We start from the raw sequence: 23,652 nt of genomic DNA on the forward strand, positions 1-23,652 counted from the left end.
TTTCGCCTGGGTGCGGATATCGAGGTCGTCGTGGTGCAGGCCGGGTGCGACGGGCAGATACGCCTGGTTGCGAATGCCCCCGGGTCACCGCGTGCAGTGGGTCGACAACGAACTGCTGATCGACCGCCACATCCGCGTGCGCTTCGACGAGAGCCACCCCGGCCGGGTCCTGGTCGAGTCCGCCACGCCCGTCACCGTGATCCGCGGCGACGCCCGCTGAGCGACCCTTCCCCCGCCTGTCGTTTCCTCTTCGGCGCGGCGGTTCCATCAGGGATTCCGGTCCGATGTCCGCCCGCTTGTTGACAATGATTCAATAATCGTTGAACCATTGAAAAATGGACAAGCTGACCGCCACCTCCATGTTCGAGTCGCTGGCCTCCGGTGTCCGTCTGGACATCGTGCGTCTGCTGGTTGGTCACGGACGCGAGGGGCTGGTCGCCGGCGAGATCGCCCGGAAACTGGAGCTGCCACGTAGCAACCTTTCGTTCCACCTCAAGACTCTGACCCGGGCCGGCCTCGTCACCGTGACCCAGGAGGGGCGTTACCAGCGCTACCGGGCGGATCTGGCCGCGATGCAGGATCTGGTGGCCTACCTGACCGCGCACTGCTGCGCGGCCGAGGAGGGCGAGTGCGAGCTTTCCGGGGTGGAGACCTCCTGCTGACATGAACGATCGCAACCAGTCCGCCGAGGAGATCTCGGCGAAAGAAGGCATGGGCCTCTTCGAGCGCTACCTGAGCGTGTGGGTAGCGCTGTGCATCGTGGCGGGCGTCGCGCTGGGGCAGTTCTTCCCCGCGGTGCGGGAGACGCTGTCGCAATGGGAGTACGCGCAGGTCTCGATCCCGGTGGCCATCCTGATCTGGGCGATGATCTACCCGATGATGGTGCAGATCGATTTCTCCGCCATCCTCGGCGTGCGCCGCGAGCCGAAGGGCCTGACCGTCACCACCTCGGTGAACTGGCTGATCAAGCCGTTCACCATGTTCGCGATCGCCTGGTTCTTCTTCATGGTGGTCTACGCCGCCTGGATCCCGGAGGATCTGGGCCGCGAGTACCTGGCCGGGGCGATCCTGCTGGGTGCCGCGCCGTGTACCGCAATGGTGTTCGTCTGGAGCTATCTCACGCGCGGCGATGCGGCCTACACCCTGGTGCAGGTGGCGGTGAACGACATCATCCTGCTGTTCGCCTTCGCGCCCATCGTGGTCCTGCTGCTGGGGATCTCCGATATCTACGTGCCGTGGGACACGGTCGCGCTGTCGGTGCTGCTGTATATCGTGATCCCGTTCGCTGCCGGCTACCTGTCGCGCATCTGGCTGATCCGCAGAAAGGGCATCGAGTGGTTCGACAACGTCTTCATGAAACGCATCGGCCCGGTCACGCCCATCGGGTTGCTGGTGACGCTGGTCCTGCTGTTCGCGTTCCAGGGCGAGCGCATCCTGGCGAATCCGGGGCATATCGCTCTGATCGCCGTTCCGCTGATCATCCAGACCTTTCTGGTGTTCTACATTGCGTATTACTGGGCGAAGGCGTGGCGCGTGCGTCACGCGGTGGCGGCCCCCGGTGCGATGATCGGCGCCAGTAACTTCTTCGAGCTGGCCGTGGCGGCCGCGATCGCGATGTTCGGCCTGCAGTCCGGTGCGGCGCTGGTGACGGTCGTGGGCGTGCTGGTGGAGGTGCCGCTGATGCTGGCGCTGGTGCGCATTGCGAATCGCACGCGCCACTGGTTCCCGACCAACAACGAGGCGCCGGGCACGTGACCACGGTGTCCCTCAGCGACGCGGCACGCGACTGGCTCGCCGGCCGGGGCGGCGAGATGACGCTGCGGCTGTCCGCCCGCCACGGCTGCTGCGGTGGCCAGGCGGGTGTGCCGGTGGCCGAGCCGGGCGCGCCGCGCTCGACGGAGGGGTACGCAAGGACGCAGATCGAGGGCATTCACGTGTATGTGGCCGAAGACATGGGCCCGGGTCCGTACCGGGTCGACCTCGAGGGCTTCTTCCACTGGCGGCGTCTGGTGGTGGAAGGCGAGATGGGCCAGGTGCAGGAGTAGACGATGCTGGAGTGAGCCATGACTGAAGTGCAGCGCAGCCTGAAGGTCCCGGAGCTGGAGGAGGCCTTCATGAACGATGATCACCACGAAGCCGCCCGGTTGCTGGAAGCCGTGGGCCGGGCCCGCGAGGAGGGCGACGACCACGCCGTACGGGAGGCGTTCGCGGCCTTCGTCGAGTTCAATCGCGAGCATTTCGCGCGCGAGGATGAGCTGATGGAGCGGGTCAGTTTTCCGCAGAAGGACTACCACCGGCAGGAACATGCGGCCCATCTGGCGCGCTGGGAAGCCCTGCTGGCGGGGCTGGAGGACGGGTCGATGCGGGGCGCGGATCTGCTCTCGGCGCTGGATGACGAGATCATTCCCTGGTACCAGCGCCATTTCACCACCATGGATGCCCTGCTGGCGCGGTTCGCCGAGCGTGCCGCGGGGGAGTAGTCCCTGCCGGAGGGAATCCGCTGAACGAAGCTGGAACGGAAAAAGGGCCGGCACACGCAGTGCCGGCCCTTTTCTCTGGTCTGGTGCCGACGGAGGGAATTGAACCCCCGACCTATCGATTACGAATCGATTGCTCTACCTGCTGAGCTACGTCGGCTGAGCGCGACATCATAGCGAAGCGGGGCGTTACCAACAATGCCCCGGGCCGGCGACGGGGCGTCTCCCGGCATAGCGGGCGCTTTCGGAGATCAGTTTTCGTCGGAGCTCTGCCCCGGGCCGACGCGGACGATGACGTCCACGCTGAGCACGTCGGTACCTTCGGGCAGCGGCGGCAGGTCGTTCACCTGTACCTGGGCCGGTTCCACGTCCTCGAGCTGGCCGCTGTCCACGTGGAACAGGTGGTGGTGCGGGGCGCGGTTGGAGTCGTAGAAGACCCGCGACGGGTCGACGATCACTTCGCGCACGAGGCCCTTCTCGGCAAACAGCTTGAGGGTGTTGTACACCGTGGCCTTGGACACGCGCGACTCCTGGCGCGTGAGCTGCGCGAGGATGTGGTCGGCGCTGAGGTGCTGGTTGCGGGCGAACAGCACTCGGACGATCTCGATTCGCTGTTCGGTCGGCGAGATGCGGTAATCGCGCAGCAGGGCGCGCGCGTCGTCGATTCCCAGCAGATCGGGTTGGGGGGTTCGGGTGCTCATATCTCCAACATATAACAGCGAATTGGACAGAGTCCAGTTCTGTTTTGGGAAGAAGGCATACGCCGACGCGGCGCGGCAAGCTGGTAGAATGCCGCCGACAGAACGAAGCCGGGAACGAGCAAGGGATGGAGCGGGTGATGGGAATCGAACCCACGTTCTCAGCTTGGGAAGCTGATGTTCTACCATTGAACTACACCCGCCTGGCCACGAATTGTATGCGCGTACGCGCCCCGGCTCAATGCCCGAATCACCGACGGTATGACCCATGCAGATCAAGTTGAACGGAGAAACCTGCGAAATCTCTTCGGATCAGGAGCCGCCGACGGTGGCGGACCTGATCCGGCAGCGCGGCTTTGGCGGTCGGCGACTGGCCGTGGAGGTGAACGAGACCCTGGTGCCCCGCAGCGAGCACGCCGAGCGGCGGTTGCAGGAGGGTGATCGTGTCGAGGTCGTTCAGGCCATCGGCGGTGGCTGATATTCTTGCCCGCAGTCGTATCCGCATCCGCACCCGCAACCGTTAACCGAGGAGCATGCATGAGCCAGATGGCCGCCGGATCCGCCGACGATCCGTTTCACGTCGGCGAGCGCCGTTTCGAGTCCCGCCTGCTGGTGGGTACGGGCAAGTACCGCGATCTGGAGCAGACTCGCGAGGCGATCGAGGCCAGCGGTGCCGAGATCGTGACCGTGGCCATTCGCCGCACCAACATCGGCCAGAATCCCGACGAGCCGAACCTGCTGGACGTGGTCCCGCCGGATCGCTACACCCTGCTGCCGAACACCGCCGGCTGCTATTCCGCCGAGGACGCGGTGCGTACCTGCCGGCTGGCGCGCGAGCTGCTCGACGGGCACAACCTGGTCAAGCTGGAGGTGCTGGGCGACGAGAAGACCCTGTACCCGGACGTGTTCGAGACGGTGAAGGCCGCCGAGATCCTGGTGAACGACGGCTTCGAGGTGATGGTGTACACCACCGACGATCCGCTGCTGGCGAAGCGTCTGGAGGACATCGGTTGCCGGGCGATCATGCCGCTGGCCGCGCCCATCGGCTCGGGTCTGGGGATCCAGAACCGCTATAACATCCGCGAGATCGTGGAGAACGCGTCGGTGCCGGTGCTGGTGGATGCCGGGGTGGGCACCGCGTCGGATGCGGCCATCGCGATGGAGCTGGGCTGCGACGGCGTGCTGATGAACACCGCCATCGCCGCAGCCGACGATCCGGTGCGCATGGCCCGGGCGATGCGTCACGCGATCGTGGCGGGCCGCGAGGCCTGGCGCGCCGGACGCATGCCGGCACGGCGCTATGCCTCGGCCTCCTCGCCCGAGACCGGGCTGTTCTTCGCCGGCTCATGACGGTCCCGCACGAATCGCACGACAACCGGCCCGCTGACGGGGACGGGGGGCGCCCGGCGCACCATCGCCGGGTTCGCTCGTTCGTGCGCCGCGAGGGGCGTCTGACCACCGGCCAGCAGCGCGCGCTGGATGAGCTCTGGCCGCGCTTCGGCCTGGATCCGGCGCCCGACGCCGGGGTGCTGGATCTGGCGGCGGTCTTCGGCCGCGAGGCGCCGGTGACCCTGGAAATCGGTTTCGGCGACGGCGACAGCCTGGCCGAACAGGCCGCGGCGGCGCCGGAGCGCGACTTCATCGGCACCGAGGTGCATCGCCCCGGAGTGGGGCACCTGCTGGCCGAAATCGAGCGTCGGGGGCTGACCAACCTGCGGGTCTCCGACCGCGACGCGGTGGAGCTGCTGGAGGCGCATTTCGCGCCAGCCAGTCTGGACACCGTGCAGGTGTATTTCCCCGACCCCTGGCACAAGAAGCGCCATCACAAGCGCCGCCTGATCCAGCCCGGGTTCGTGCGCGCGCTGGCGGGCTGGATCCGGCCGGGCGGCTGGCTGCATCTGGCCACCGACTGGGCGGACTACGCCGAACACATGCAGGAGGTGATGGCCGGGGCGACCGAGTGGTTCGCGCCGGACGGCCCGGTGCCGCGCCCGGAACGCCCGGCCTGGCGCCCCGAGACCAAATTCGAGCGCCGCGGGCTGCAGCGCGGGCATGCGGTGGCGGATCTGGTCTACCGGCGCACCGAGGCCCCCGCCCCGGCGGAGTGAAGCCGCGGCTCAGCCCTTCTTCTTGACCACCAGGACCGGGCAGCGCGCCTGACCGACGACGCGTTCGGAGACCGAGCCCATCAGCAGCCGCTTGAGCCCGGTGCGGCCGTGGCTGCCCAGCACGATCAGGTCGCGATGCTGGCGCTCCGCGATCTCGATCAGGGTGACCTCCGGGCGGCCTTCCTCGAACAGCGCATCGGTTTCCACGCCCGCTTCGCGGGCCTCGCCCTGCAGCCGCTGGATCGCGTCCACGCCCTCCTGGCGCCGGGCCTCGCTCTGTCCGGGCACGGCGACCGAGGCCACGGTCAGCGGCAGGCTGCAGTGCTGCGCGAGCTCCACGGCCGCACGCGCGGCCTTGTCGCCCAGGTCGGAACCGTCGGTCCCTACCAGCAGGCCCTGGCGCGGGGCTTCGGTGTCGCGCGGGACGACCATCACGTTGCACGGCGCGAGTCCGATCACCTTGGCGGTGGCGTCGCCCACCATCAGGCGGGCCATCTCGCCGCGGGTGCGCCGGCCGATCACGATCAGGTCGGCTTCGTGCTCTTCCGCCACGCTGACGATCTCCTGATGCCGGTCGACCCCGTGACGCAGGATGGCGGAGACTTCCAGCCCCGCCTCGCGGGCGCGTTTTTCCAGCGCGTCCAGATCACTCTGGGCCGCGACGCTGGCGTCGTGGCTGCGCCGCGGCGAGAGGGCGTCGTGCTGGGTGTCGGTCGGGATGATGCGCGCGATCCGCAACCGCGCCCCGCAGCGGCCGGCAAGCTCCAGGGCCACGTTCTCGGCGGCGGTGCTGTATTCCGAGCCGTCGGTGGCGACGACGATGGTGCGAAACTGGGGCTGGTTGCCGGTGGACGACGCTTCGGCCATGGCGGTTTCTCCTTCTCGATCGATTTCCCCAGCATACCGGAGGGGACACGGCCTGCGCACGCCTTCGGCACGGGCCCGTTTTTGCGTCCGGCCCGCCGGGATGGAATAATCGCGCGCTCTCAATGGGTGTTGTCTGCGGAGCTCCGCCCGGCCTGCGTGGCCCGGTGCTCCGCGCGGTGTCGTGACCGGACGACGCGCCCGTGCTTCCTGTGCCGGCGGACTGGTCCGCCGGCCTCGCTCCTTCAGGACTGGCGGTTCATGGAAAATCTGACGCTGACCACCGAAATGATCGTGGTGCTGGGCCTGCTCGCCTTCACCATCTTCCTGTTCGTCTCCGAGATCGTGCGGGTCGATCTGGCCGCGATCCTGGTGATGGTCCTGATCGGGCTGATCCCGCTGGTGTTCGGCGTGGTGCCGCTGCTGCCCGAGCTCGGCGAGCTGGTGGCGCAGGACGAGCTGTTCAGCGGGTTTGCCTCCAATGCGGTGATCTCGATCATCGCGGTGATGATCATCGGCGCCGGGCTCGACAAGACCGGCGTGATGCACAAGGTCGCCAGTTTCATCATGCGCGTGGGTGGCACCGGGGAGAAACGCATCATCCCCACGGTGTCGGGCACGGTCGGCGTCATCTCCAGTTTCATGCAGAACATTGGTGCGGCGGCGCTGTTCATGCCGGTGATGAGCCGCATCTCCAGCCGTCTGGGTATCCCGCTGTCGCGCCTGCTGATGCCAATGGGCTTCGCCGCGATCGTGGGTGGAACCATCACCCTGGTCGGTTCCAGCCCGTTGATCCTGCTGAACGATCTGCTGCCGGATGACATGGAGCGTTTCGAGCTGTTCGATGTCACGCCCATCGGCCTGGCGCTGCTGGCCACGGTGATCGTCTATTTCGTGCTGCTGGGGCGCTACGTCCTGCCGTCGGTGGGCGCGCAGCCGGTCGCGACCGAAGGCACACGGGACTATTTCCAGCGGGTCTACGGCCTGTCCTACGGGATCCACGAAGTGCGCATCGCCGAGAGCGATCCGCTGGTGGGCCGGACGGTCGCCGATGTCGAACGCGAGACCGGCGTGGCGATCGTCGGCTCGCATGCGCGCGACGAGCTGCGCATGGCCCCCTGGACCGGCTACGAGATCCAGCCCAATTCGCGCCTGGCGGTGCTGGCCAGCCCGCGGCGCATGGAGGAGCTGAGCCGGCACCTGAAGCACCCGCCGTCCAGCGACCTGGACGTGTTCGCCAGCGCCCTGGACTCTTCCCAGTCCGGGATCGCCGAGGTCGCGATCTCGCCGGGGTCCAACCTGGCCGGCAAGACGGTGACCGAGGTCGCCATGCGTCAGACCTACGGGCTGTCGGTGATGCGCATGCAGCGCGGCGGCGAGGTTTACCGCGAGGGCCTGCGTGACATCCCGCTGGAGCCGGGTGACATCCTGGTGGTGCACACCACCTGGACCTCGCTGGCGCGTCTGGAGAAGGACCGCGACTTCGTCGTGATCACCTCGGACTACCCGCGCGAGGAGCTGCGCCCGAGCAAGGTCCCGCACGCGCTGGGCTTCCTCGCGGTGGCAGTGTCGCTGATCCTGTTCACCGACCTGCAGCTGTCGATCGCGTTGCTGACCGGGGCCATGGGCATGATCCTGACCGGCGTGCTGAGCCTGGACGACGCCTACAATTCCATCAGCTGGAAGACCGTGTTCCTGCTGGCCTCGCTGATCCCTCTGGGCATGGCGGTGGAGAATACCGGCACCGCGGCCTGGATCGCGCAGAACACGCTGGAGATGCTGGGCACCGTGCCACCCTGGGTGCTGCAGGCCACGATCTTCGCGCTGGCCACGTTCTTTACCCTGGTCATGTCCAACGTGGGCGCGACCGTGTTGCTGGTGCCTCTGGCCATCAGTTTTGCGACCGCGGCCCAGGCCGCGGGCATGGACGCCGACCCGCGCGTGTTCGCCATCACCGTGGCCATCGCCACCTCCAACTCGTTCCTGATCCCGACCCACCAGGTGAACGCCCTGATCATGGGCCCCGGCGGCTACCGGGTGAAGGACTACATGAAGGCCGGCAGCATCATGACGATCCTGTTCGGCGTGGTGGCCATGTTCATGATCAATCTGGTCTTCTGACCCCGATTTGCTGACGTTTGTAACGCTTGATTGCGTAAGGAGAGACTCTCATGTCCCAGAAACATCCCGTGATCGCCGTCACCGGTTCTTCGGGTGCCGGCACCTCCACCGTGAAGCGCTCGTTCGAGTCGATCTTCCGCCGTGAGCAGATCAACCCCGTGGTGATCGAGGGCGACAGCTTCCATCGCTATGACCGCAAGGCGATGAAGGAAGCCATGCAGAAGGCGGCCGACGAGGGGAACCCGCATTTCTCCCACTTCGGCCCCGAGGCCAACCTGTTCGACCGCATCGAGGATCTGTTCAAGACCTACGGCGAGACCGGCCAGGGCGAGAAGCGCTACTACCTGCATTCCGACGAGGAAGCCGAGCAACACAACCAGCGTCTCGGCACCAGCCTCGGTCCGGGCGAGTTCACCCCGTGGGAAGAGATCGAGCCGGGTTCCGACCTGATGTTCTACGAAGGCCTGCACGGGCTGGTGGCGGACGGCAACATCGATGCCTCGCAGCATGTCGATCTGGGTATCGGCGTGGTGCCGATCGTGAACCTCGAGTGGATCCAGAAGATCTTCCGCGACAACCTCGAGCGCGGTTACTCTGCCGAGGCGACCGTGGACACGATCCTGCGGCGCATGCCGGATTACGTGAACTACATTACCCCGCAGTTCTCGCGTACCGACATCAACTTCCAGCGCGTGCCGACGGTGGACACCTCCAACCCGTTCATCGCCCGCGACATCCCCACCCCGGACGAGAGCATGGTGGTGATCCGCTTCAGCGATCCCAAGAAGTTCGGCGTGGACTTCCCCTACCTGCTGAACATGATCCCGGACTCGTTCATGTCCCGGCGCAACACCATCGTGGTGCCCGGCGGCAAGATGGCTCTGGCCATGGAAGTCATCCTTGCCCCGATCATCCACGACATGCTGGCGCGTCGCGGCTGATCGCGAGTGCATGGCGCGGGCTGCGGGCCCGTTGCAGGGGCCGCGACCTTCGGGTCGCGGCCCTTTTTGTTGCTGCGGATCGCACGGCGCCGGGGCGCTCTTTTTCAACGCGCCGCCGCTTTCGGATAGGATTGCCTGCCTGTTCCCGAGATTACGGAGTTGCCGTGTTCGGATTGTTCGGCCCGCGTCCGGCGCGCCAGATGGAGCGTTTCCGCGCCCGCTACACCGGGCGCTCGCTGATCGTGCACCGGGGATTTTCCGGCGACTGGCTGGAGGAGCTGCTCAAGCAGCCCGGAGGAGGCGGACATTTCCGCATCGACAGCCGTCGTCTGCCGGCCGGTCGGGGCGCGACCCCGGTGGAATGGCTGGTGCAAACCCATGTTCTGCCGCTGGAGCTGCCGCAGCCGCTGTTCCTCGACATCCGCGAGGACGCGGTGCTGGCGCGGCATCTGGTGCGCGGCGAGCACGTGGTGCACCCCTCGGAGATCGCCTGGTTCCAGGAAGAGCTGGACACGCGGCATCACGCCCGTCTGGAGTTTGTCGGGAACGAACACATGCGGGCGGAGGTCGGTATTCCGGTCGAGGACAACGAGGCCCTCAGCATGCTGGAGCATCTCGGACTATGAGCGCGACCGAACCTTTCCTCTGTGCCAGTGCCACAGGCGACGAGCCCCGGACACTGGCCGCCGAACTCGCCGGTCAGCTTGGCGAGCTGTCGCCGGCCCCGGACGGCCGCGTGCGCGTGGGCTTCATCTACGTCTCCGATGACATCGCCCGCAACGCCCGGCTGCTGCTGCGCGAGCTGCGCAAGAAGGCCCCCATCGATCACTTCGTCGGCGGCATGGGGATCGCGGTCATGGGCCGCGAGCACGAGTATTACGACGATCCCGCCGTCACCCTGATGGTCGGGGAGTTGCCGGCGGACTCCGTGCGCCTGATCCGGCATCCGGTGCGCTCCTTCGATGAACTGACCCGGGCCCTTGAGGGCTTTGTCGATCCGGCCACGCCGGCGCGACTGATTCTCAACGCCGATCCGCGCCTGGAAGACGTCGAGGGGATCCTGACCCGTATCGGCGAAGAGACCGCATGGTTCGCGACCGGCGGGATCAACTCCGGCGCGGACGACGCGGTCCAGATCGCCGATGGCGTGATGAGCTCGGGCATCACCGGCCTCGTGCTGCGCGACGACGTGCCGCTGGTGGCCCGCCACACCCAGGGCTGCACGCCGCTGCCCGGGCAGCACGAACTGACCGAGACCTGGCGCAACATCATCGTCCGTCTTAATGGCGAACCGGCACTGCCGGCGTTCCGGCGGATCATCGGCGACGTGCTTTCGCGCGATCTGAAGCGGGCCCTGGGGTACATCCAGATCGGGTTCCCCATCCCCGCATCGGATACCGGGGACTATCGCGTGCGCAATATCACCGGCGTCGATATGGACCAGGAGCTACTGGCCGTGGGCGAGACCCTGGAGCAGGGGTCACGGGTGCTGTTCGTGCGCCGCGACGGCCAGTCGGCGCACGAGGACCTGGAGCGCATGCTGCAGCAGATCCGTGAGCAGTGCCCGGAAGGGATCCGCGGGGCGATCTACGTGTCCTGTCTGGGGCGCGGACGGCATCAGTTCGTGCACGCGGACGTGGAGCTGGGCACCGTGCAGCGGGCCCTGGGGGACGTGCCGCTGGTCGGCTTCTTCGCCAACGGCGAGATCTTTTCCAATCGCCTGTACGCCTACACCGGCGTGCTGACGCTGTTCACCTGACAACGCCCCGCCGGGGCAGGGGAGAGGCATGGAGTATCGCAAGCTGGGACGCACCGGCATCGACGTGAGCCTGATCGGCCTGGGCACCATGACCTGGGGCGAACAGAACACCGAGGACGAGGCCTTCGAGCAGCTGGACTATGCGCTGGAGCGCGGCATCAACCTGATCGATGCCGCGGAGATGTACCCGGTGCCGCCGCGGGCCGAGACCCAGGGGCTGACCGAGCGCTACATCGGCAACTGGCTGCGCTCGCGCGGCTGCCGCGACCGCGTGGTGCTGGCCTCCAAGGTCGCCGGGCCGGGCATGGACTATCTGCGCGGCGGCACGCAGCTGACCCGCGAGCACGTCGAACAGGCCGTCGATGCCAGCCTGGAACGCCTGCAGACCGACTGCATCGACCTCTATCAGGTGCACTGGCCGGCGCGCTCGACCAACTTCTTCGGCAAGCTGGGTTACGTCCACGATCCGGATGACCGGGCCACGCCGATCGAGGAGACCGCCGCCGCGCTGAAGGACATAGTCGCCAGCGGGCGCGTGCGCTACATCGGCATCTCCAACGAGACGCCCTGGGGCTTCATGGAATGGCTGCGCCAGCACGAGCGCGGGCTGGCCGAGCGCATCGTCTCCATCCAGAACCCCTACAGCCTGCTGAACCGCAGCTTCGAGGCCGGTCTCGCCGAGATGGCCATCCGCGAGGATGCCGGTCTGCTGGCCTATTCGCCGCTGGCCTTCGGCATGCTCTCCGGCAAGTATCGCGACGGACGCAAGCCCGAGGGGGCGCGCCTCACGCTGTACGAGCGCTTCCAGCGCTACAGCAATCCGCAGGCGCTGGCGGCCACCGAGGAATACGCGCGGCTGGCCGAGGACCACGGGCTGACGCCGACGCAGCTGGCGCTGGCCTTCGTCAACCGCCAGCCGTTCGTGACCAGCAACCTGATCGGGGCGACCACGATGGAACAGCTGCGCGAGAACATCGACTCGGTGAACGTGGCGCTGTCGGACGAGATCCTGCAGGCCATCGAGGACATCCACGCCCGTTACACCTATCCCAGTCCGTAGCCGGGGGCGGCGACGTGGAGCTGTTCGATACCCACGTCCACCTCGATCTGGATCCGTTCGATCCGGACCGCCCGGCGGTGCTGGATCGTGCCCGCGCGGCCGGGGTCACGCAGATGGTCCTGCCCGGCGTGACCCGCGAGCGCTGGGCGGACATGGATGCCCTGGCCCGGCGCGAGCCGGGGCTGTACGTGGCCCGCGGCCTGCATCCGGTGTTTATTGAACAGCACGCCGACGCGGATCTGGACGCCCTGGACGCCGCCCTGGATGCCGATCCGCAGGCGGTGGCGGTGGGCGAGACCGGGCTCGACGGCTTCGTGGCGGGGCTCGACTTCGATACCCAGTGGCGGTTCTACATCGCGCAGCTGGCGATCGCGCATAACCACGACCTGCCGGTGATCCTGCACTGCCGGCGCGCGGTGGATGCGATCCTCAAGGGGCTGCGCCAGCACCCGGGCGTGACCGCCATCCTGCACAGCTTCTCCGGCAGCGAACAGCAGGCGCGACAGGCGGTGGATCTGGGCTGCGTGCTGGGGTTCGGCGGGCCGGTGACCTTCGATCGTGCGCGGCGCCTGCAGCGGATCGTGCGCGACCTGCCGGAGGAGGCCCTGGTGCTGGAGACCGACGCGCCGGACCAGCCGCTGGCCGGGCATCGCGGCGAGCGCAACGAACCGGCGATGATCGCCGGGGTCAACGCGGCCGTGGCGCGTTTGCGCAACACGGACCCCGTCAGTACCGCTATACTCACAACCCGGAATGCACGCCGGGTCTTCCGGCTGGATACGGTCCGGACCAATGAGCGGCACTGACGAACTGCCACACGACGCCTATACCGAACGCACCGATCTCCTGCTGGGGGCGGATGTCACTGCCGGCCTGCGCGACCGGCATGTCTTCATTGCCGGGCTGGGCGGGGTTGGCAGCTATGCCGCGGAGGCCGTCGCCCGTGCCGGGGTCGGCCGCATGACCCTGGTCGACCACGATGTGGTCGCGCCGTCCAATCTCAATCGCCAGCTGGTGGCCCTGCGCTCCACGGTGCAGCATCCCAAGACCGACGTGATGGCCGAACGCATCCGCGACATCGATCCGGCGATCGCGGTGACCGTCCGGCGCGAGTTCCTCAACCCGGACACGGTCGCGGAGCTGATCCCGGAGGATGCCGATTACGTGCTGGACGCAATCGATTCCATCGCCTGCAAGGCCGCCCTGGTGGCCGGCGCGCAGGCTCGCGGGGTGCGGGTCATCTCGGCCATGGGGGCCGGCGGCCGCATCGACCCGCGCGCGGTGCGCGTGGGGCCGCTGGACGGCACCCGGGTATGCCCGCTGGCGCGGCAGATGCGCAAGCGCCTGCGGCGGCTGGATGCGCGCCTGGACTATCCGGTGGTGTTCTCCATCGAGAACCCGAGCAAGGGCACCGAGCACCGGCCGGTGGACGGGCCGCTGGGCGGGCGGCCGCGCTCGGTCAACGGCACCATCTCCTATCTGCCGGCGCTGTTCGGCCTGACCGCCGCCGGCGAGGTGATCCGCAGTCTGATCGACCGCTGAGGCTGGCTCTTTCGCCTGCAAGCAGGCTCCTACATTATCTGGTTGCATCGCCCCGTCTGCGGGAGCGCGCTCGCACGCCTGGTTCGCCTGCAAGCAGGCTCCCACCTTTCCGGTTGCATCGCCCCGTCGCCCCATCAATCCATCTGTGGGAGCGTGCTCGCACGCGAACCGGCAGGGCCCCGGGGTACTCAGCCCTTGCGCCGCTTGCGGCTTTCCTCGGCGTGCTTGAGCACCAGGGCGAGGTTCTGTTTTTCCACCTCGGTCACCTGCGGGTCCTGGTTCACGGCCTGGCGCAGGTGCCCGATCAGCTGATCCAGTTCCTCGCGGCTGATCTGCTGGAAGTTGAAGCCGCCGCCGTAACGGGATTCCAGTTCGTCCCAGTAGTCGGCCAGCGGCGGGCGGTAGTCGTCGGTCATGCGTGTCTCCCGGTGGGCCCGGCGTGTGTGTGCGCCGCAGTGTAGCGGCTAGAGGCGCGCCTGTCGGCCTGCCGGCGACCCGCGAGTTTCCCTCCGGCGGCGGGTTGCGGTGTAATGGCGCCCCCGAACCGTACTGTCTGCGAGCCGCATGCCGATTACCGCCATCTATCCCGGGACCTTCGATCCCGTTACTCACGGGCACACCGACATCGTGCGTCGCGGCGCCTGCCTGTTCGACCGGGTGGTGGTGGCGGTGGCCGCGAACCCCGGCAAGAGCCCGGCGTTCCCGCTGGAGACCCGCGTGGAACAGACCCGCGAGGCGCTGAAGGACGTTCCGCGGGTGGAGGTGATCGGGTTCGACTCCCTGCTGGCCCATTTCGTGCGCGAACAGCAGGCCACGGTGATCCTGCGCGGCCTGCGTGCGGTTTCCGACTTCGAGCACGAATTCCAGCTGGCGGCCATGAACCGTCAGCTCGCGCCCGAGGTCGAAACCCTGTTCCTGACACCCGCCGAGGAATACAGCTTTGTCTCGTCCAGTCTGGTACGGGAAATCGCGCGCCTGGGCGGCGATGTCTCAAAATTCGTGAGCCCCGGGGTGGCGCGCATGCTGGCCCGGGATCCCGGGGTGGCCGACTGACCGCTCGCACCCGTTCCTGGCCCGAGGAGGAAAAGCCATGGCCCTGATGATCACCGACGAATGCATCAATTGTGACGTCTGCGAACCCGAGTGCCCGAACGAGGCCATCTACCCGGGCGACGAGATCTACGAGATCGATCCCAACCTGTGCACCGAGTGCGTGGGGCACTACGACGAGCCGCAGTGCCAGCAGGTCTGCCCGGTGGACTGCATCCCCCTGGATCCGGACCACAAGGAGACCCGCGAGCAGCTGATGGCGAAATACGAAGCCCTGATGGCGGCGAAATAGCCGGGGCGGCCTGTCATGCGGTGCCACCTCCTGACCGTCACGCTGTTCGGGCTGCTTGCGGCCCCGCTGGCCTCCCCGGTTGTTGCCGGGCCCGCCGACACGTCTGCCGATACGCCCGGCGAACATGCCGTCGCCACCGCCCATCCCGAGGCCACCGCGGCCGGCGAGGCGATCCTCGCCGGCGGCGGCAATGCGTTCGATGCGGCGGTGGCGATCACCGCGGCGCTGGGTGTCGCGGAGCCCTATGGCTCCGGGCTGGGCGGCGGGGGCTTCTTTCTGCTGCACGAGGCGGACAGCGACCGCACGCTGATGCTCGATGCGCGCGAGACCGCGCCCGCCGCGGCCGATCGCGACATGTACCTGGACGAGGACGGCGAGGTTGTCGACGGGCTGTCGCTGGACGGGGTGCTGGCCGCGGGTATCCCGGGGATGCCGGCGGGCATGGATCATCTGGCGACGGAGTACGGTGCGCTGTCGCTGGAACGCAGCCTGGCCCCGGCGATTCGCCTGGCGGACGAAGGCGTGACCGTCGGGCCGCGTTATCAGCAGATGGCCGAGTTCCGGCATCAGGCGCTGCGCGACGGCGCCGATGCCGCAGGGATCTTCCTGCGCGACGGCGGGCCGCCGGAGGCCGGCACGGAGCTGGTGCAGCCGGATCTGGCCGATACCCTGCGGCGCCTCGCCGCCGAGGGGCGCGACGGCTTCTACACCGGCGAGCTGGCGCAGACCCTGGTGGAGGGCGTGCGCGAGGCCGGAGGGATCTGGAGCACCGAGGACCTCGCGGGTTACGAGGTGGTGGAGCGCGATCCGGTGCGCCTGGAGTGGAACGGCGCCGAGATCGTGACCGCCGCGCCGCCGTCTTCCGGGGGCGTGGCCATCGGCCAGATCCTCAACATCCTGTCCTTCCACGATCTGGACGCGATGGAGGAGGACGCCCGCATTCATCTGATCCTGGAGGCGATGCGCCGGGCCTACCGTGATCGCGCCGAGTACCTGGGCGACCCCGATCATGTCGACATGCCGCTGCAGCGGCTGCTGTCACGCGATTACGCGGCCGGCCTGCGCGCCGGCATCCACCCCGACCAGGCGACCCCCAGCGACGGCCGGCCGCCGGTGGTGGAGCCAGGGAATCGTCCGGGGATCGATGGCGCGGCGGAGAGCCCGCAGACCACGCATTTCTCGGTGATGGACGCCGACGGCAACCGCGTGGCCGCGACCCTGACGCTGAACTACCCGTTCGGCTCCGGCTACGTGGTCCCGGGCACCGGTGTCCTGCTGAACAACGAGATGGACGACTTCTCCGCCAAACCGGGCGAGCCCAACGCCTACGGCCTGATCGGCTTCGAGGCCAATGCCATCGCCCCGCAGCGGCGGCCGCTGTCGTCCATGAGCCCCACCTTCGTGGACACCGGCGATCGCGTGGCCATCCTTGGCACGCCCGGGGGCAGCCGCATCATCACCATGGTGCTGCACGGCATCCTCGGTGTGGTCGACGGTCAGTCGATCGACGAGGTGGTGGAGGCCCCGCGCTGGCACCACCAGTACCTGCCCGACCGGGTCGAATTCGAGACCGGGGCCTTCGACACCGAGCTGCGCGGCAAGCTGGTGCAGCGTGGCCATCGTCTGACCCCGCAGGTGCGCCCGTTCGGCGACATGCAGGCGGTGCTGTGGGAGCGCGAGGCCGGACGGCTGGAGGCGGCCTCGGATCCGCGCGGCGAGGGCGAGGCGCGCGTCTTCGAACGCTGAGCCCCGGGTCAGCGCTGGCAGCTCGGGCAGTAGGCGCTGGCCCGCTGACCCACGCTGCGGGTGCGGATCGGCGTGCCACACACCCGGCAGGGCTCCCCGGCGCGCCCGTAGACCTGCAGTTCCTGACGGAAGTAGCCATGGCTGCCGTCCTCGCGCAGGAAATCGCGCAGGGTCGTGCCGCCGCGTTCGATGGCGGCGGCCAGCACGGCCTTCACGTGGCCGGCCAGACGGCGGTATTCGGCGCGGGTCACGCGGCCCGCCGCGCGCCCCGGACGGATGCCCGCGAGGAACAGTGCCTCGGTGGCGTAGATGTTGCCAACGCCGACCACCGTGGCCTGATCCATCAGGAAGGCCTTGACCGGCCCGCGCCGGCCGCGACTGCGCCGGAACAGGTAGTCGCCGTCCATGTCCGCGTCCAGCGGTTCCGGCCCCAGGCCCTCCAGCAGCGGATGGCTGGCGGGACCGCCGTCCGGCGCGGGATCCAGTGGCAGGCAGCAGCCGAAGCGTCGCGGATCGTGCAGGCGGATCTCGCTGCCGCTGTCGAGCATCAGGTGCAGGTGGTCGTGGCGCCGCAGCGGCGTATCCGGGGCGCAGTGGCGCAGGCTGCCCGACATCCCCAGATGCAGCAGCAGCCCGGTAGCATCGGTATCCAGCAGCAGGTACTTCGCCCGCCGCCGCAGGCTGCGCACGGTGGCGCCGGCGATCCGTGCCGGGAGATCCGCCGGGACCGGCCAGCGCAGCCGCGCGTCACGCACCTCGAGGTGCAGGATCCGCCGTTCGCGAAGCAGGGGTTCGAGGCCGCGCCGGGTGGTCTCCACCTCCGGCAGCTCAGGCATGCACGCCCTCGATCTCGATCAGCAGCTCCTGGCGGCAGACATCGCCGCGTACCCATTGCACCGGCGGGGTCCGTTCACCGTAGTGCTCGCCCAGGATCGCCTCCACGGTGTCGCGATGCTCCGGGTGGCGCAGGTAGACCCGCAGCCAGCGCAGTCCGGGCAGATCGGTGCCGCCCTCGGCATGCAGGGTGTCCAGGTTGGCCAGGGTCTCGCGGGTCTGCGCGGCGATATCACCCGGATGCCGGCTCTCGTGCCCGGTGATGCTGGCGGTGCCGGAGATCAGCAGCATCGGGCCGCGCGGCGTCTCGATGCGGGTGGCGCGGGCGAAGCTGGGGCTTTTGGGGCTGTAGCGTTCGGGGTAGTGGTACGCGCTGACCTGGCGCGGGTTCTCCACCGGAGTTCCGGGTTCGCGCGCGGCGATGGCGTGCACGAACAGGCCGGCGTGGTCGGATCCGATCGCGGTGGCGGCGGGCATGCCGCCCAGCGGGATTTCCAGGGCCTCCAGGGCCTCGGCGCGCCCGGTGCAGAAGGCCTGATAGCGTTCCAGCCCCTGCTCCGGCTCGTGGATGCGGCCGAAGAAGTTCCACATGCGCAGCAGGTACGGATAACCTGCCTCGCGGCAGGCCGCGACCAGGTCCCGGTATACGTCCCGGGTGCGTTCGCGCAGGTCGTCGTCGGGGCCTTCCCGCGCAAGGAACAGGACGTCGCCGCAGACCATCCGATAGAGGCCCCCTTCTCCGGACGGGGCGCTGCTCGCCGGCCCGGCGAACCAGCGTTCCTCCGGCGGGTCGGGGTCCAGCGAGGCCAGCCCCGGATCGATCGCCAGGGTCGTGCCGTTCGCTCCCGCGCAGCGGATACCCGGATCGTTCGCGGGCCGCAGGCTCAGGCCCGCGGGCTCCGCGGATGCGGTATCCGCGGGCGTCAGGCGTGTGTCCAGATCAATGGTCATGCGCTGCTCGCTCCCTGCATCTCCACCAGCATGCTCTCCGTCCAGCGTACCGCTTCCATGTACAGTCGCCCGGCGACCTGGGGTGACACCGGCGAAACCTCGAACGGGAACCGGCGATCCGGGTCCTCGAAGGTCTCGATGATCCGGGGTACGGCGCCCAGCTCCCCGCTGTGCTCCAGCAGGGCATCCTCCATTGCCGGGCTCAGGTTGAGCTCGCCCAGTACCCGGTGCAGAGGAATGCCCAGCACGCGGTCCAGCCCCGACAGCAGGCCGAGGGTGAAGTAGCGCTCGGACTCGTTCGGCACGCCCGAAGGCGCGGCGAGCAGCGCGGCCATGCGTGCCCGGATCATCACCTGTTCCAGGCCCTGGCGCTGCGGGGTGCTGGTGCGCAGGGCGGCAACCATCGCCAGCGAGCGCACGCGGTCGGTCCCCAGCAGCACAATCGCCTCGCGCAGGGTCTCGATCGGGCGGCGGTGCCGCAGCAACGGGCTGTTGGCCTGGCGCAGCACATGGATGGCCAGATCGGGGTGGGCATTGATCTGTGCGGCCAGCTGCTCGGCCGACATCTCCGGGTCCTGCAGTTTCTCGATCAGGTGCAGCAGGCCGACTTCCAGCTGCTCCAGGCGCTGGCCTTCCACCACGTTGGGGTAGGACAGGAAAAAGCCCTGGTAGTACAGGAAGCCCAGCTCGCGGCAGGTCGCGTAGGTAGCGGCGTCCTCGACCTTTTCCGCCAGCAGCTCCACGTTGAAGGGTCGCAGGCGCTCGATCTCGGCGCGCAGGCTGTCACCATCGAACGCCAGCAGGTCCAGTTTCACGATGTCCGCCAGCTCGATCAGGGGCGAGTCCTGCTCGCGGAACTGATAATCGTCGAGAGCGATGCGGAAGCCGTGCTCCTTCAGCCGGCGCACGGCGGTGATGACCTCGTCGTCCACCACGATGTCCTCGAGGATCTCGAGCACCACCTGTTCGGGCGGCAGGCTTTGCAGGACCTCGTGCTCGAGGAAGCCGCGCGGCAGGTTCACGAACGCGAGGTGTTCCCCGACGAGGTTCTCCATGCCGATGTCGATGAAGGCGCTGTGCAGCAGGTCGGAGGTCGCGAGATCGCCGTCCACCACGTTGGCCTCGCTGGCATTGGCCCCGGCCCGGAACAACAGTTCGAACCCGATGGTGCGTTCCTCGCCATCGAAAATGGGTTGCCGTCCGACAAAAATTGGCTGCATGCTTATTGTCTGCAAACGATGTGGATCGGTCCTTCCTGCGGGACACGGGCCGCAACAAGAGGAAACGCGACATGGATTCCATCAACGCGCCGTTCGGGGAGATCGTGGAGCTGCGCCAGATCCTGCACGACTCCGGGATGCCCCTGCTGCGGGTCATTATCCGCGATGGTGAACGTTACACCAAGATCGAGCTGGATCCGGCCACGGCCCATCGCTGGGGCAGGCTGATGACCCGCTGGGCCGAGGACGTGGTGGAGGCGCAGGGCGGCGACAGCTGACCCCGCCCCGCTCGAAGTCCGGCCACAAAAAAGCCCGGCATGGCCGGGCTCTTTCATGCGCCCGACGGGCCGCGCTTACTTGATCTTGGCTTCCTTGTACATCACGTGCTGGCGGATGACGGGATCGAACTTCTTGATCTCCATCTTTTCGGGCATGTTCCGCTTGTTCTTGGACGTGGTGTAGAAGTGACCCGTGCCGGCGCTGGAGACCAGCCGGATCTTTTCGCGCCCCTGATTCTTGGCTGCCATCGTGCTGCCTCCTTAGACCTTTTCGCCGCGGGCCCGGCAGTCGGCCAGGACTGCCTCGATGCCGCGCTTGTCGATGATGCGCATGCCCTTGCTGCTCAGGCGCAGCTTCACGAACCGCTTTTCGCTTTCCACCCAGAAACGATGGGTGTGCAGGTTCGGCAGGAAGCGACGCCGCGTCTTCCGCTGGGAATGCGAGACATTGTTACCGGTAGCCGGGCGCTTGCCCGTCACCTGACATACTCGGGACATCGGGGCTACTCCAGATGTTCGGGTCGGGACGAAAGATCGCGGATACTAGCGGATACCGGGGCCGCGCGCAAGGGTCGGGCGTCATGGACGGCGAAGGCGGTCCGTTGCGTCTATCTTTCGATGCGAAGTGAACCATGAGCTGCAACCAGCGGGGGAAGAGCATGAAGGGAGCAATGGTACGGGGTATCGCGGGCGCGTTTCTGGCCGGCATGATGGCAGGGCCGCTGGCAGCCAACGAGGCGCAGACCGGCGACGGCCAGTGGTGGTGGGACGATGGCTGGTGGCAGGAAGGCCAGCTGAATCCCGACATCGAGAACCACGAGGTCGAGGTTGAACGCCTGGAATACGAGCGTGACGGCGTGATCGTTCCGGCGATGGTCGCGCGCCCGGCCGACGGCGAGGACTATCCGGCCATCCTGTGGTCGCACGGGCGGCGCGGGCTGGACCATCTGGCCGAGCTGCACGTGAAACGCCTGGCCGCGCGCGGATTCGTGGTGCTGGCGCCGGACCTCTATACCGGTCGTTTCATCGAGACCCACCCGCTGGACCACGACTACGAACTGGAAGGGGATCTGGACCGCGGTCTGGACGAGCTGCTCGCGCGGGAAGACATCCTCGGCGACCGCGCCTGCCTGGTGTCGATCACCCGGGGCGGGTACAAGACCCTCAAGGTCGCGGTGACCCATGAACGCCAGGTGGATGACGTGGCCTGCTGGGCGGGCTATTACCCGCATGTGCAGGACCCCAACCTGGGCGAACCCCACCAGGTGTATCGCTATGCCAGCGAATTCAATCAGCTGGAGATCCCGGTGATGATCCTGATCGGGGACGAGGAGCAGTACCAGCGCCACCGGACCGCAAAGATGGCCGCCGACGGGCTCGAGGATCGTGGTGGCGACGTCACGTGGATCGAATACCCGGGCGTGGGTCGTGGCTTCGACTTCCGCAACGGCGACAACCGCACCTTTGCCGATGACCTGGCCGCGCGCGATGCCATGGTCCGCGTGACCCGCTTCGTCAACGAGCACCTGCGCGACTGAGGTACACATAAAGGGCGTGTTCCGGTGGTCAGATTACGCGGCGGCGGATGGCCGAGGAGATCTGCTCGAAACCGATAACAACGACCAGGATCACCAGGATGATGGTCAGTGCCTGGTCGAACTGGAACATGCGCATCGCGGTGGAAAGCTCCACCCCGATCCCGCCGGCGCCGACCAGACCCAGCACCACGGCCGAGCGGATCGCCTTTTCCACGCCGTACAGACTGGTCGCGGTCATCGAGGCCATCGACTCGGGGAGGATGGCGCCGAAGATCACCGAGAGCCGGCCCCCGCCGGTGGAGGTCAGCGCCTCGGACGGCCCCTTCGAGACCTCCTCCACGCGCTCGGAGAAGAAGCGCGCGCAAAAGCCGATGGTGTCCATGATGATGGCCAGGATCCCGGCCAGCGGGCCGAGCCCGACCGCGACGACGAAGATCAGCGCCCAGACCAGTTCCGGGATGGTGCGCATGGTGGCCACGATGGTCCGGCTGAGGGTCCGAACCAGACGGTTCGGGGCGGTGTTCGAGGCACACAGCAGGGCCATCGGCACGCTCAGGATGACACCGACCGTCACGCCTGGCGCCGTGATGACGTCGGCATGACCGTTCTCGCGCTCTGCGTGTCATGTAAACGGAGCGTCTTCCGGACGTAACGGGGCTGCCATTCGGCCCCGGTAGCTTCTGTTCCTGCCAATTTCAATGACGGGAGGGACAGAACGTGAAAGGCATTAAGTACACCGTAAATACCGCATTCATCCTCGGCCTGGGGGTTGCAGTTAGCGCCCCGGCCTCGGCTGATCTGACGTTCGATCCACGCGGTCGTCTGCATCTGGACGCTGCTATGCACAACACTGACAACCTCGGAGAGGAAGCCTTTCAGGACGGGTTCCTGGTGCGGCGTGCGCGTCTTGGTGGCAGTGGTGATCTGGGTGGCCGCTGGGGCTATCAGATCGAGTTTGATTTCGCCGGTGGCAGCATCAGTTACAACGATCTCAAGATCTCGTATGACACGGATGCCGGTACACTCCAGATGGGTCAGTTCAAGGTGCCGCAGGGCATGGAAACACTGACCAGTTCCAATCGCATGACTTTCATCGAGCGGGCTTCATCTCAGGTTTTCACCGATTCCCGTCGCATCGGTGTCGGATTCGATCAGTCCGGTGATAACTATCACTATTCCGTGATGGGGTACTCGCACTCCATCGAAGGGGATCCGGATGGCGACGCACCGCTGGGCGCCGCCGGCCGCGTGACTTTCAATCCGGTTCGCGGCGATCAGGTCGTCCACCTTGGTGGTTCCCTGTCCCACGAACGCATTGCCAGCAATGCGCGCGAGGGCAGCGTGCGCTTTCGTGATCGTCCGGAATCTCGCCCGACCGAGGGGAATCGCCTGATCGATACGGGCAGCATCGATGCCCGCTCCACCACCAAGGCGGGCCTGGAGCTCGGTTTTCTCACCGGACCGTTCCACGCCAGCGCGGAATACATGCGGGCCGAGGTGGATCGTGACTCCGGTTCGGACGTCAGCTTTGATGGCTGGCATGTCCAGGCCGGCTGGGTCCTGACCGGCGAGACGCGTGGCTATCGTCCGACCGGTTTCCGCACCGTCGAGCCCGAGCGCTCGTCCGGTGCGTGGGAGATCGCCGCGCGTTACAGCTCGGTGGATCTGGGAGATTCCGGGATCCTGGGAGGGGAGCAGAAGAATTTCACTCTGGGGGTGAACTATTACGTCAATCCCAATCTGCGCTTCATGGCGAACTACGTGATGGTGGATGTGGATGACAGCGATGCCGTGGACGCCCTTTCGGAAGGCGCCTTCCGCGACGACAGTCCGGACATCTTCCTCGCCCGCATGCAGTACAGCTTCTGATCCCCTCGTAACGTCTTCGGGGACCTTCGGCCACCGGACATCCCGTCCGGTGGCCTTTTTTGTGCGCGCCAGAACGGTGAGCCACTCAGGGCGCAGCCCCGTCGCCGCTGGCCAGGGTGAGCGCCTGAGGCTGGGCCAGCAGCAGCGCTTCGTCAGCGACCTTCAGCCATTCGCCGCGGCTGGCCTCCAGCCGATGATCGTCGGCATTGATGGTCTGAGCGTGTACATTGATCAGTGTTTCCCTGGAGAACGGAAATGACGCATGTGTTGCCGGGCGATGACGACTCGGTAACACGGACGTTCA

At 67.3% G+C, this 23,652-nt stretch carries 31 protein-coding genes and 2 tRNA genes; 21 read left to right on the plus strand and 12 right to left on the minus strand.

Going from position 1 to position 23,652, the window contains the following annotated elements; genetic code table 11:
- Positions 1–91 precede the first annotated feature (91 nt).
- The 5 genes from F573_RS15485 to F573_RS0104075 all read left to right on the plus strand — a co-directional run bounded on the left by F573_RS15485 (position 92) and on the right by F573_RS0104075 (position 2,480).
- Positions 92–220 carry a hypothetical protein gene (locus tag F573_RS15485; RefSeq protein WP_255349429.1) on the plus strand — a complete coding sequence of 43 codons (129 nt, stop codon included), beginning with the start codon at positions 92–94 and terminating at the stop codon, positions 218–220.
- Between the two features lie 115 nt (positions 221–335).
- A complete protein-coding gene (locus F573_RS0104060; RefSeq protein WP_019021542.1) occupies positions 336–662 on the plus strand; it encodes a helix-turn-helix transcriptional regulator in 327 nt (108 codons plus the stop codon).
- 1 nt (position 663) lies between these two features.
- A complete protein-coding gene (arsB, locus tag F573_RS0104065; protein ID WP_019021543.1) occupies positions 664–1,755 on the plus strand; it encodes an ACR3 family arsenite efflux transporter in 1,092 nt (363 codons plus the stop codon).
- Positions 1,752–2,045, plus strand: coding sequence for a CC/Se motif family (seleno)protein (locus F573_RS0104070; protein WP_019021544.1), 294 nt, complete (start codon positions 1,752–1,754; stop codon positions 2,043–2,045). Before arsB ends, F573_RS0104070 begins: the two co-directional genes overlap by 4 nt.
- Before the next feature lie 18 nt (positions 2,046–2,063).
- A complete protein-coding gene (locus F573_RS0104075; protein WP_019021545.1) occupies positions 2,064–2,480 on the plus strand; it encodes a bacteriohemerythrin in 417 nt (138 codons plus the stop codon).
- 81 nt (positions 2,481–2,561) lie between these two features.
- Here F573_RS0104075 and F573_RS0104080 read toward each other — a convergent pair.
- From F573_RS0104080 to F573_RS0104090, 3 genes are all read right to left on the minus strand, one after another.
- A tRNA-Thr gene (locus tag F573_RS0104080) sits at positions 2,562–2,637 on the minus strand.
- 91 nt (positions 2,638–2,728) lie between these two features.
- Positions 2,729–3,178 (minus strand): Fur family transcriptional regulator, encoded by a 450-nt coding sequence (locus tag F573_RS0104085; RefSeq protein ID WP_019021546.1) that lies wholly within the window; start codon positions 3,176–3,178, stop codon positions 2,729–2,731.
- Positions 3,179–3,304: 126 nt separating this feature from the next.
- Positions 3,305–3,378 (minus strand) — tRNA-Gly (locus F573_RS0104090).
- Between the two features lie 65 nt (positions 3,379–3,443).
- On the opposite strand from F573_RS0104090, the gene thiS reads away from it, so the two are divergent.
- Genes thiS through trmB form a run of 3 tightly spaced genes read left to right on the plus strand, consistent with a single transcriptional unit; the run spans position 3,444 to position 5,283 of the window.
- Positions 3,444–3,653, plus strand: coding sequence for a sulfur carrier protein ThiS (thiS, locus tag F573_RS0104095; protein WP_018869023.1), 210 nt, complete (start codon positions 3,444–3,446; stop codon positions 3,651–3,653).
- 59 nt (positions 3,654–3,712) lie between these two features.
- Positions 3,713–4,525, plus strand: coding sequence for a thiazole synthase (locus tag F573_RS0104100; protein WP_019021547.1), 813 nt, complete (start codon positions 3,713–3,715; stop codon positions 4,523–4,525).
- Complete coding sequence (gene trmB / locus F573_RS0104105; RefSeq protein ID WP_019021548.1) at positions 4,522–5,283, plus strand: tRNA (guanosine(46)-N7)-methyltransferase TrmB; 762 nt, start codon at positions 4,522–4,524, stop codon at positions 5,281–5,283. Before F573_RS0104100 ends, trmB begins: the two co-directional genes overlap by 4 nt.
- 9 nt (positions 5,284–5,292) lie before the next feature.
- On the opposite strand, the gene F573_RS0104110 is transcribed toward trmB, so the two are convergent.
- Positions 5,293–6,150, minus strand: a complete 858-nt coding sequence (locus F573_RS0104110; RefSeq protein WP_019021549.1) for a universal stress protein — start codon at positions 6,148–6,150, stop codon at positions 5,293–5,295.
- 258 nt (positions 6,151–6,408) lie between these two features.
- Here F573_RS0104110 and F573_RS0104115 point away from each other — a divergent pair, with 258 nt between their 5' ends.
- The 7 genes from F573_RS0104115 to F573_RS0104145 all read left to right on the plus strand — a co-directional run bounded on the left by F573_RS0104115 (position 6,409) and on the right by F573_RS0104145 (position 13,570).
- Positions 6,409–8,268, plus strand: a complete 1,860-nt coding sequence (locus tag F573_RS0104115; RefSeq protein WP_019021550.1) for an SLC13 family permease — start codon at positions 6,409–6,411, stop codon at positions 8,266–8,268.
- Between the two features lie 50 nt (positions 8,269–8,318).
- Positions 8,319–9,209 carry a phosphoribulokinase gene (locus F573_RS0104120; protein ID WP_019021551.1) on the plus strand — a complete coding sequence of 297 codons (891 nt, stop codon included), beginning with the start codon at positions 8,319–8,321 and terminating at the stop codon, positions 9,207–9,209.
- 164 nt (positions 9,210–9,373) lie between these two features.
- A complete protein-coding gene (locus tag F573_RS0104125; RefSeq protein WP_019021552.1) occupies positions 9,374–9,835 on the plus strand; it encodes a hypothetical protein in 462 nt (153 codons plus the stop codon).
- A complete protein-coding gene (locus tag F573_RS0104130; RefSeq protein WP_019021553.1) occupies positions 9,832–10,968 on the plus strand; it encodes an FIST C-terminal domain-containing protein in 1,137 nt (378 codons plus the stop codon). The genes F573_RS0104125 and F573_RS0104130 overlap by 4 nt, the downstream gene beginning before the upstream one ends.
- A gap of 28 nt (positions 10,969–10,996) precedes the next feature.
- Positions 10,997–12,028: an NADP(H)-dependent aldo-keto reductase gene (locus F573_RS0104135; RefSeq protein ID WP_019021554.1), complete on the plus strand. Its 1,032-nt coding sequence runs from the start codon at positions 10,997–10,999 to the stop codon at positions 12,026–12,028.
- Positions 12,029–12,042: 14 nt separating this feature from the next.
- Positions 12,043–12,834 carry a TatD family hydrolase gene (locus F573_RS0104140; RefSeq protein WP_019021555.1) on the plus strand — a complete coding sequence of 264 codons (792 nt, stop codon included), beginning with the start codon at positions 12,043–12,045 and terminating at the stop codon, positions 12,832–12,834.
- On the plus strand, positions 12,821–13,570 hold the full coding sequence (locus F573_RS0104145) for a ThiF family adenylyltransferase (protein WP_018869033.1): 750 nt from the start codon (positions 12,821–12,823) through the stop codon (positions 13,568–13,570). Before F573_RS0104140 ends, F573_RS0104145 begins: the two co-directional genes overlap by 14 nt.
- Positions 13,571–13,758: 188 nt before the next feature.
- On the opposite strand, the gene F573_RS0104150 is transcribed toward F573_RS0104145, so the two are convergent.
- Positions 13,759–13,986 (minus strand): hypothetical protein, encoded by a 228-nt coding sequence (locus F573_RS0104150; RefSeq protein ID WP_018947121.1) that lies wholly within the window; start codon positions 13,984–13,986, stop codon positions 13,759–13,761.
- 148 nt (positions 13,987–14,134) lie between these two features.
- Here F573_RS0104150 and coaD point away from each other — a divergent pair, with 148 nt between their 5' ends.
- From coaD to ggt, 3 genes are read left to right on the plus strand one after another with little or no spacing between them, the layout of a single operon-like run.
- Positions 14,135–14,623: a pantetheine-phosphate adenylyltransferase gene (gene coaD / locus F573_RS0104155; RefSeq protein ID WP_018869035.1), complete on the plus strand. Its 489-nt coding sequence runs from the start codon at positions 14,135–14,137 to the stop codon at positions 14,621–14,623.
- A gap of 37 nt (positions 14,624–14,660) precedes the next feature.
- A complete protein-coding gene (locus F573_RS0104160) occupies positions 14,661–14,912 on the plus strand; it encodes a YfhL family 4Fe-4S dicluster ferredoxin (RefSeq protein WP_018936946.1) in 252 nt (83 codons plus the stop codon).
- 15 nt (positions 14,913–14,927) lie between these two features.
- On the plus strand, positions 14,928–16,658 hold the full coding sequence (gene ggt, locus F573_RS0104165; RefSeq protein ID WP_019021556.1) for a gamma-glutamyltransferase: 1,731 nt from the start codon (positions 14,928–14,930) through the stop codon (positions 16,656–16,658).
- Between the two features lie 8 nt (positions 16,659–16,666).
- Here ggt and mutM read toward each other — a convergent pair whose 3' ends face one another.
- The 3 genes from mutM to F573_RS0104180 are packed head-to-tail and all read right to left on the minus strand — an operon-like array spanning position 16,667 to position 19,663.
- Entirely contained in the window at positions 16,667–17,494 is an 828-nt protein-coding gene (mutM, locus tag F573_RS0104170) for a bifunctional DNA-formamidopyrimidine glycosylase/DNA-(apurinic or apyrimidinic site) lyase (RefSeq protein WP_019021557.1), read from the minus strand.
- On the minus strand, positions 17,487–18,443 hold the full coding sequence (locus F573_RS0104175; protein ID WP_019021558.1) for a hypothetical protein: 957 nt from the start codon (positions 18,441–18,443) through the stop codon (positions 17,487–17,489). Before F573_RS0104175 ends, mutM begins: the two co-directional genes overlap by 8 nt.
- Positions 18,440–19,663, minus strand: coding sequence for an EAL and HDOD domain-containing protein (locus F573_RS0104180; RefSeq protein WP_019021559.1), 1,224 nt, complete (start codon positions 19,661–19,663; stop codon positions 18,440–18,442). Before F573_RS0104180 ends, F573_RS0104175 begins: the two co-directional genes overlap by 4 nt.
- 71 nt (positions 19,664–19,734) lie before the next feature.
- On the opposite strand from F573_RS0104180, the gene F573_RS0104185 reads away from it, so the two are divergent.
- Positions 19,735–19,941 (plus strand): hypothetical protein, encoded by a 207-nt coding sequence (locus F573_RS0104185; RefSeq protein ID WP_019021560.1) that lies wholly within the window; start codon positions 19,735–19,737, stop codon positions 19,939–19,941.
- Positions 19,942–20,016: 75 nt separating this feature from the next.
- Here the strand turns inward: F573_RS0104185 and rpmG are convergent, their stop codons facing one another.
- Together rpmG and rpmB are read right to left on the minus strand one after the other, a co-directional pair.
- Complete coding sequence (gene rpmG / locus F573_RS0104190) at positions 20,017–20,190, minus strand: 50S ribosomal protein L33 (protein WP_018869042.1); 174 nt, start codon at positions 20,188–20,190, stop codon at positions 20,017–20,019.
- Positions 20,191–20,202: 12 nt separating this feature from the next.
- On the minus strand, positions 20,203–20,439 hold the full coding sequence (gene rpmB / locus F573_RS0104195; protein ID WP_024329587.1) for a 50S ribosomal protein L28: 237 nt from the start codon (positions 20,437–20,439) through the stop codon (positions 20,203–20,205).
- A gap of 173 nt (positions 20,440–20,612) precedes the next feature.
- On the opposite strand from rpmB, the gene F573_RS0104200 reads away from it, so the two are divergent.
- Positions 20,613–21,479, plus strand: a complete 867-nt coding sequence (locus tag F573_RS0104200) for a dienelactone hydrolase family protein (protein ID WP_019021561.1) — start codon at positions 20,613–20,615, stop codon at positions 21,477–21,479.
- A 28-nt stretch (positions 21,480–21,507) separates the two neighbouring features.
- Here the strand turns inward: F573_RS0104200 and phnE are convergent, their stop codons facing one another.
- Positions 21,508–22,053 (minus strand): phosphonate ABC transporter, permease protein PhnE, encoded by a 546-nt coding sequence (gene phnE / locus F573_RS14185; RefSeq protein WP_018869045.1) that lies wholly within the window; start codon positions 22,051–22,053, stop codon positions 21,508–21,510.
- 143 nt (positions 22,054–22,196) lie between these two features.
- Between phnE and F573_RS0104210 the strand changes: the two genes are divergently transcribed.
- Positions 22,197–23,348, plus strand: a complete 1,152-nt coding sequence (locus F573_RS0104210; RefSeq protein ID WP_026300794.1) for an OprO/OprP family phosphate-selective porin — start codon at positions 22,197–22,199, stop codon at positions 23,346–23,348.
- 85 nt (positions 23,349–23,433) lie between these two features.
- On the opposite strand, the gene F573_RS15200 is transcribed toward F573_RS0104210, so the two are convergent.
- The gene (locus F573_RS15200; RefSeq protein WP_196799370.1) at positions 23,434–23,643 is read right to left on the minus strand and encodes a hypothetical protein; all 210 of its coding nucleotides are present in this window, start codon (positions 23,641–23,643) and stop codon (positions 23,434–23,436) included.
- Positions 23,644–23,652 lie beyond the last annotated feature (9 nt).

It is taken from the genome of Thioalkalivibrio sp. ALE23 (assembly GCF_000378545.1).
Classification (GTDB): Bacteria; Pseudomonadota; Gammaproteobacteria; order Ectothiorhodospirales; family Ectothiorhodospiraceae; genus Thioalkalivibrio.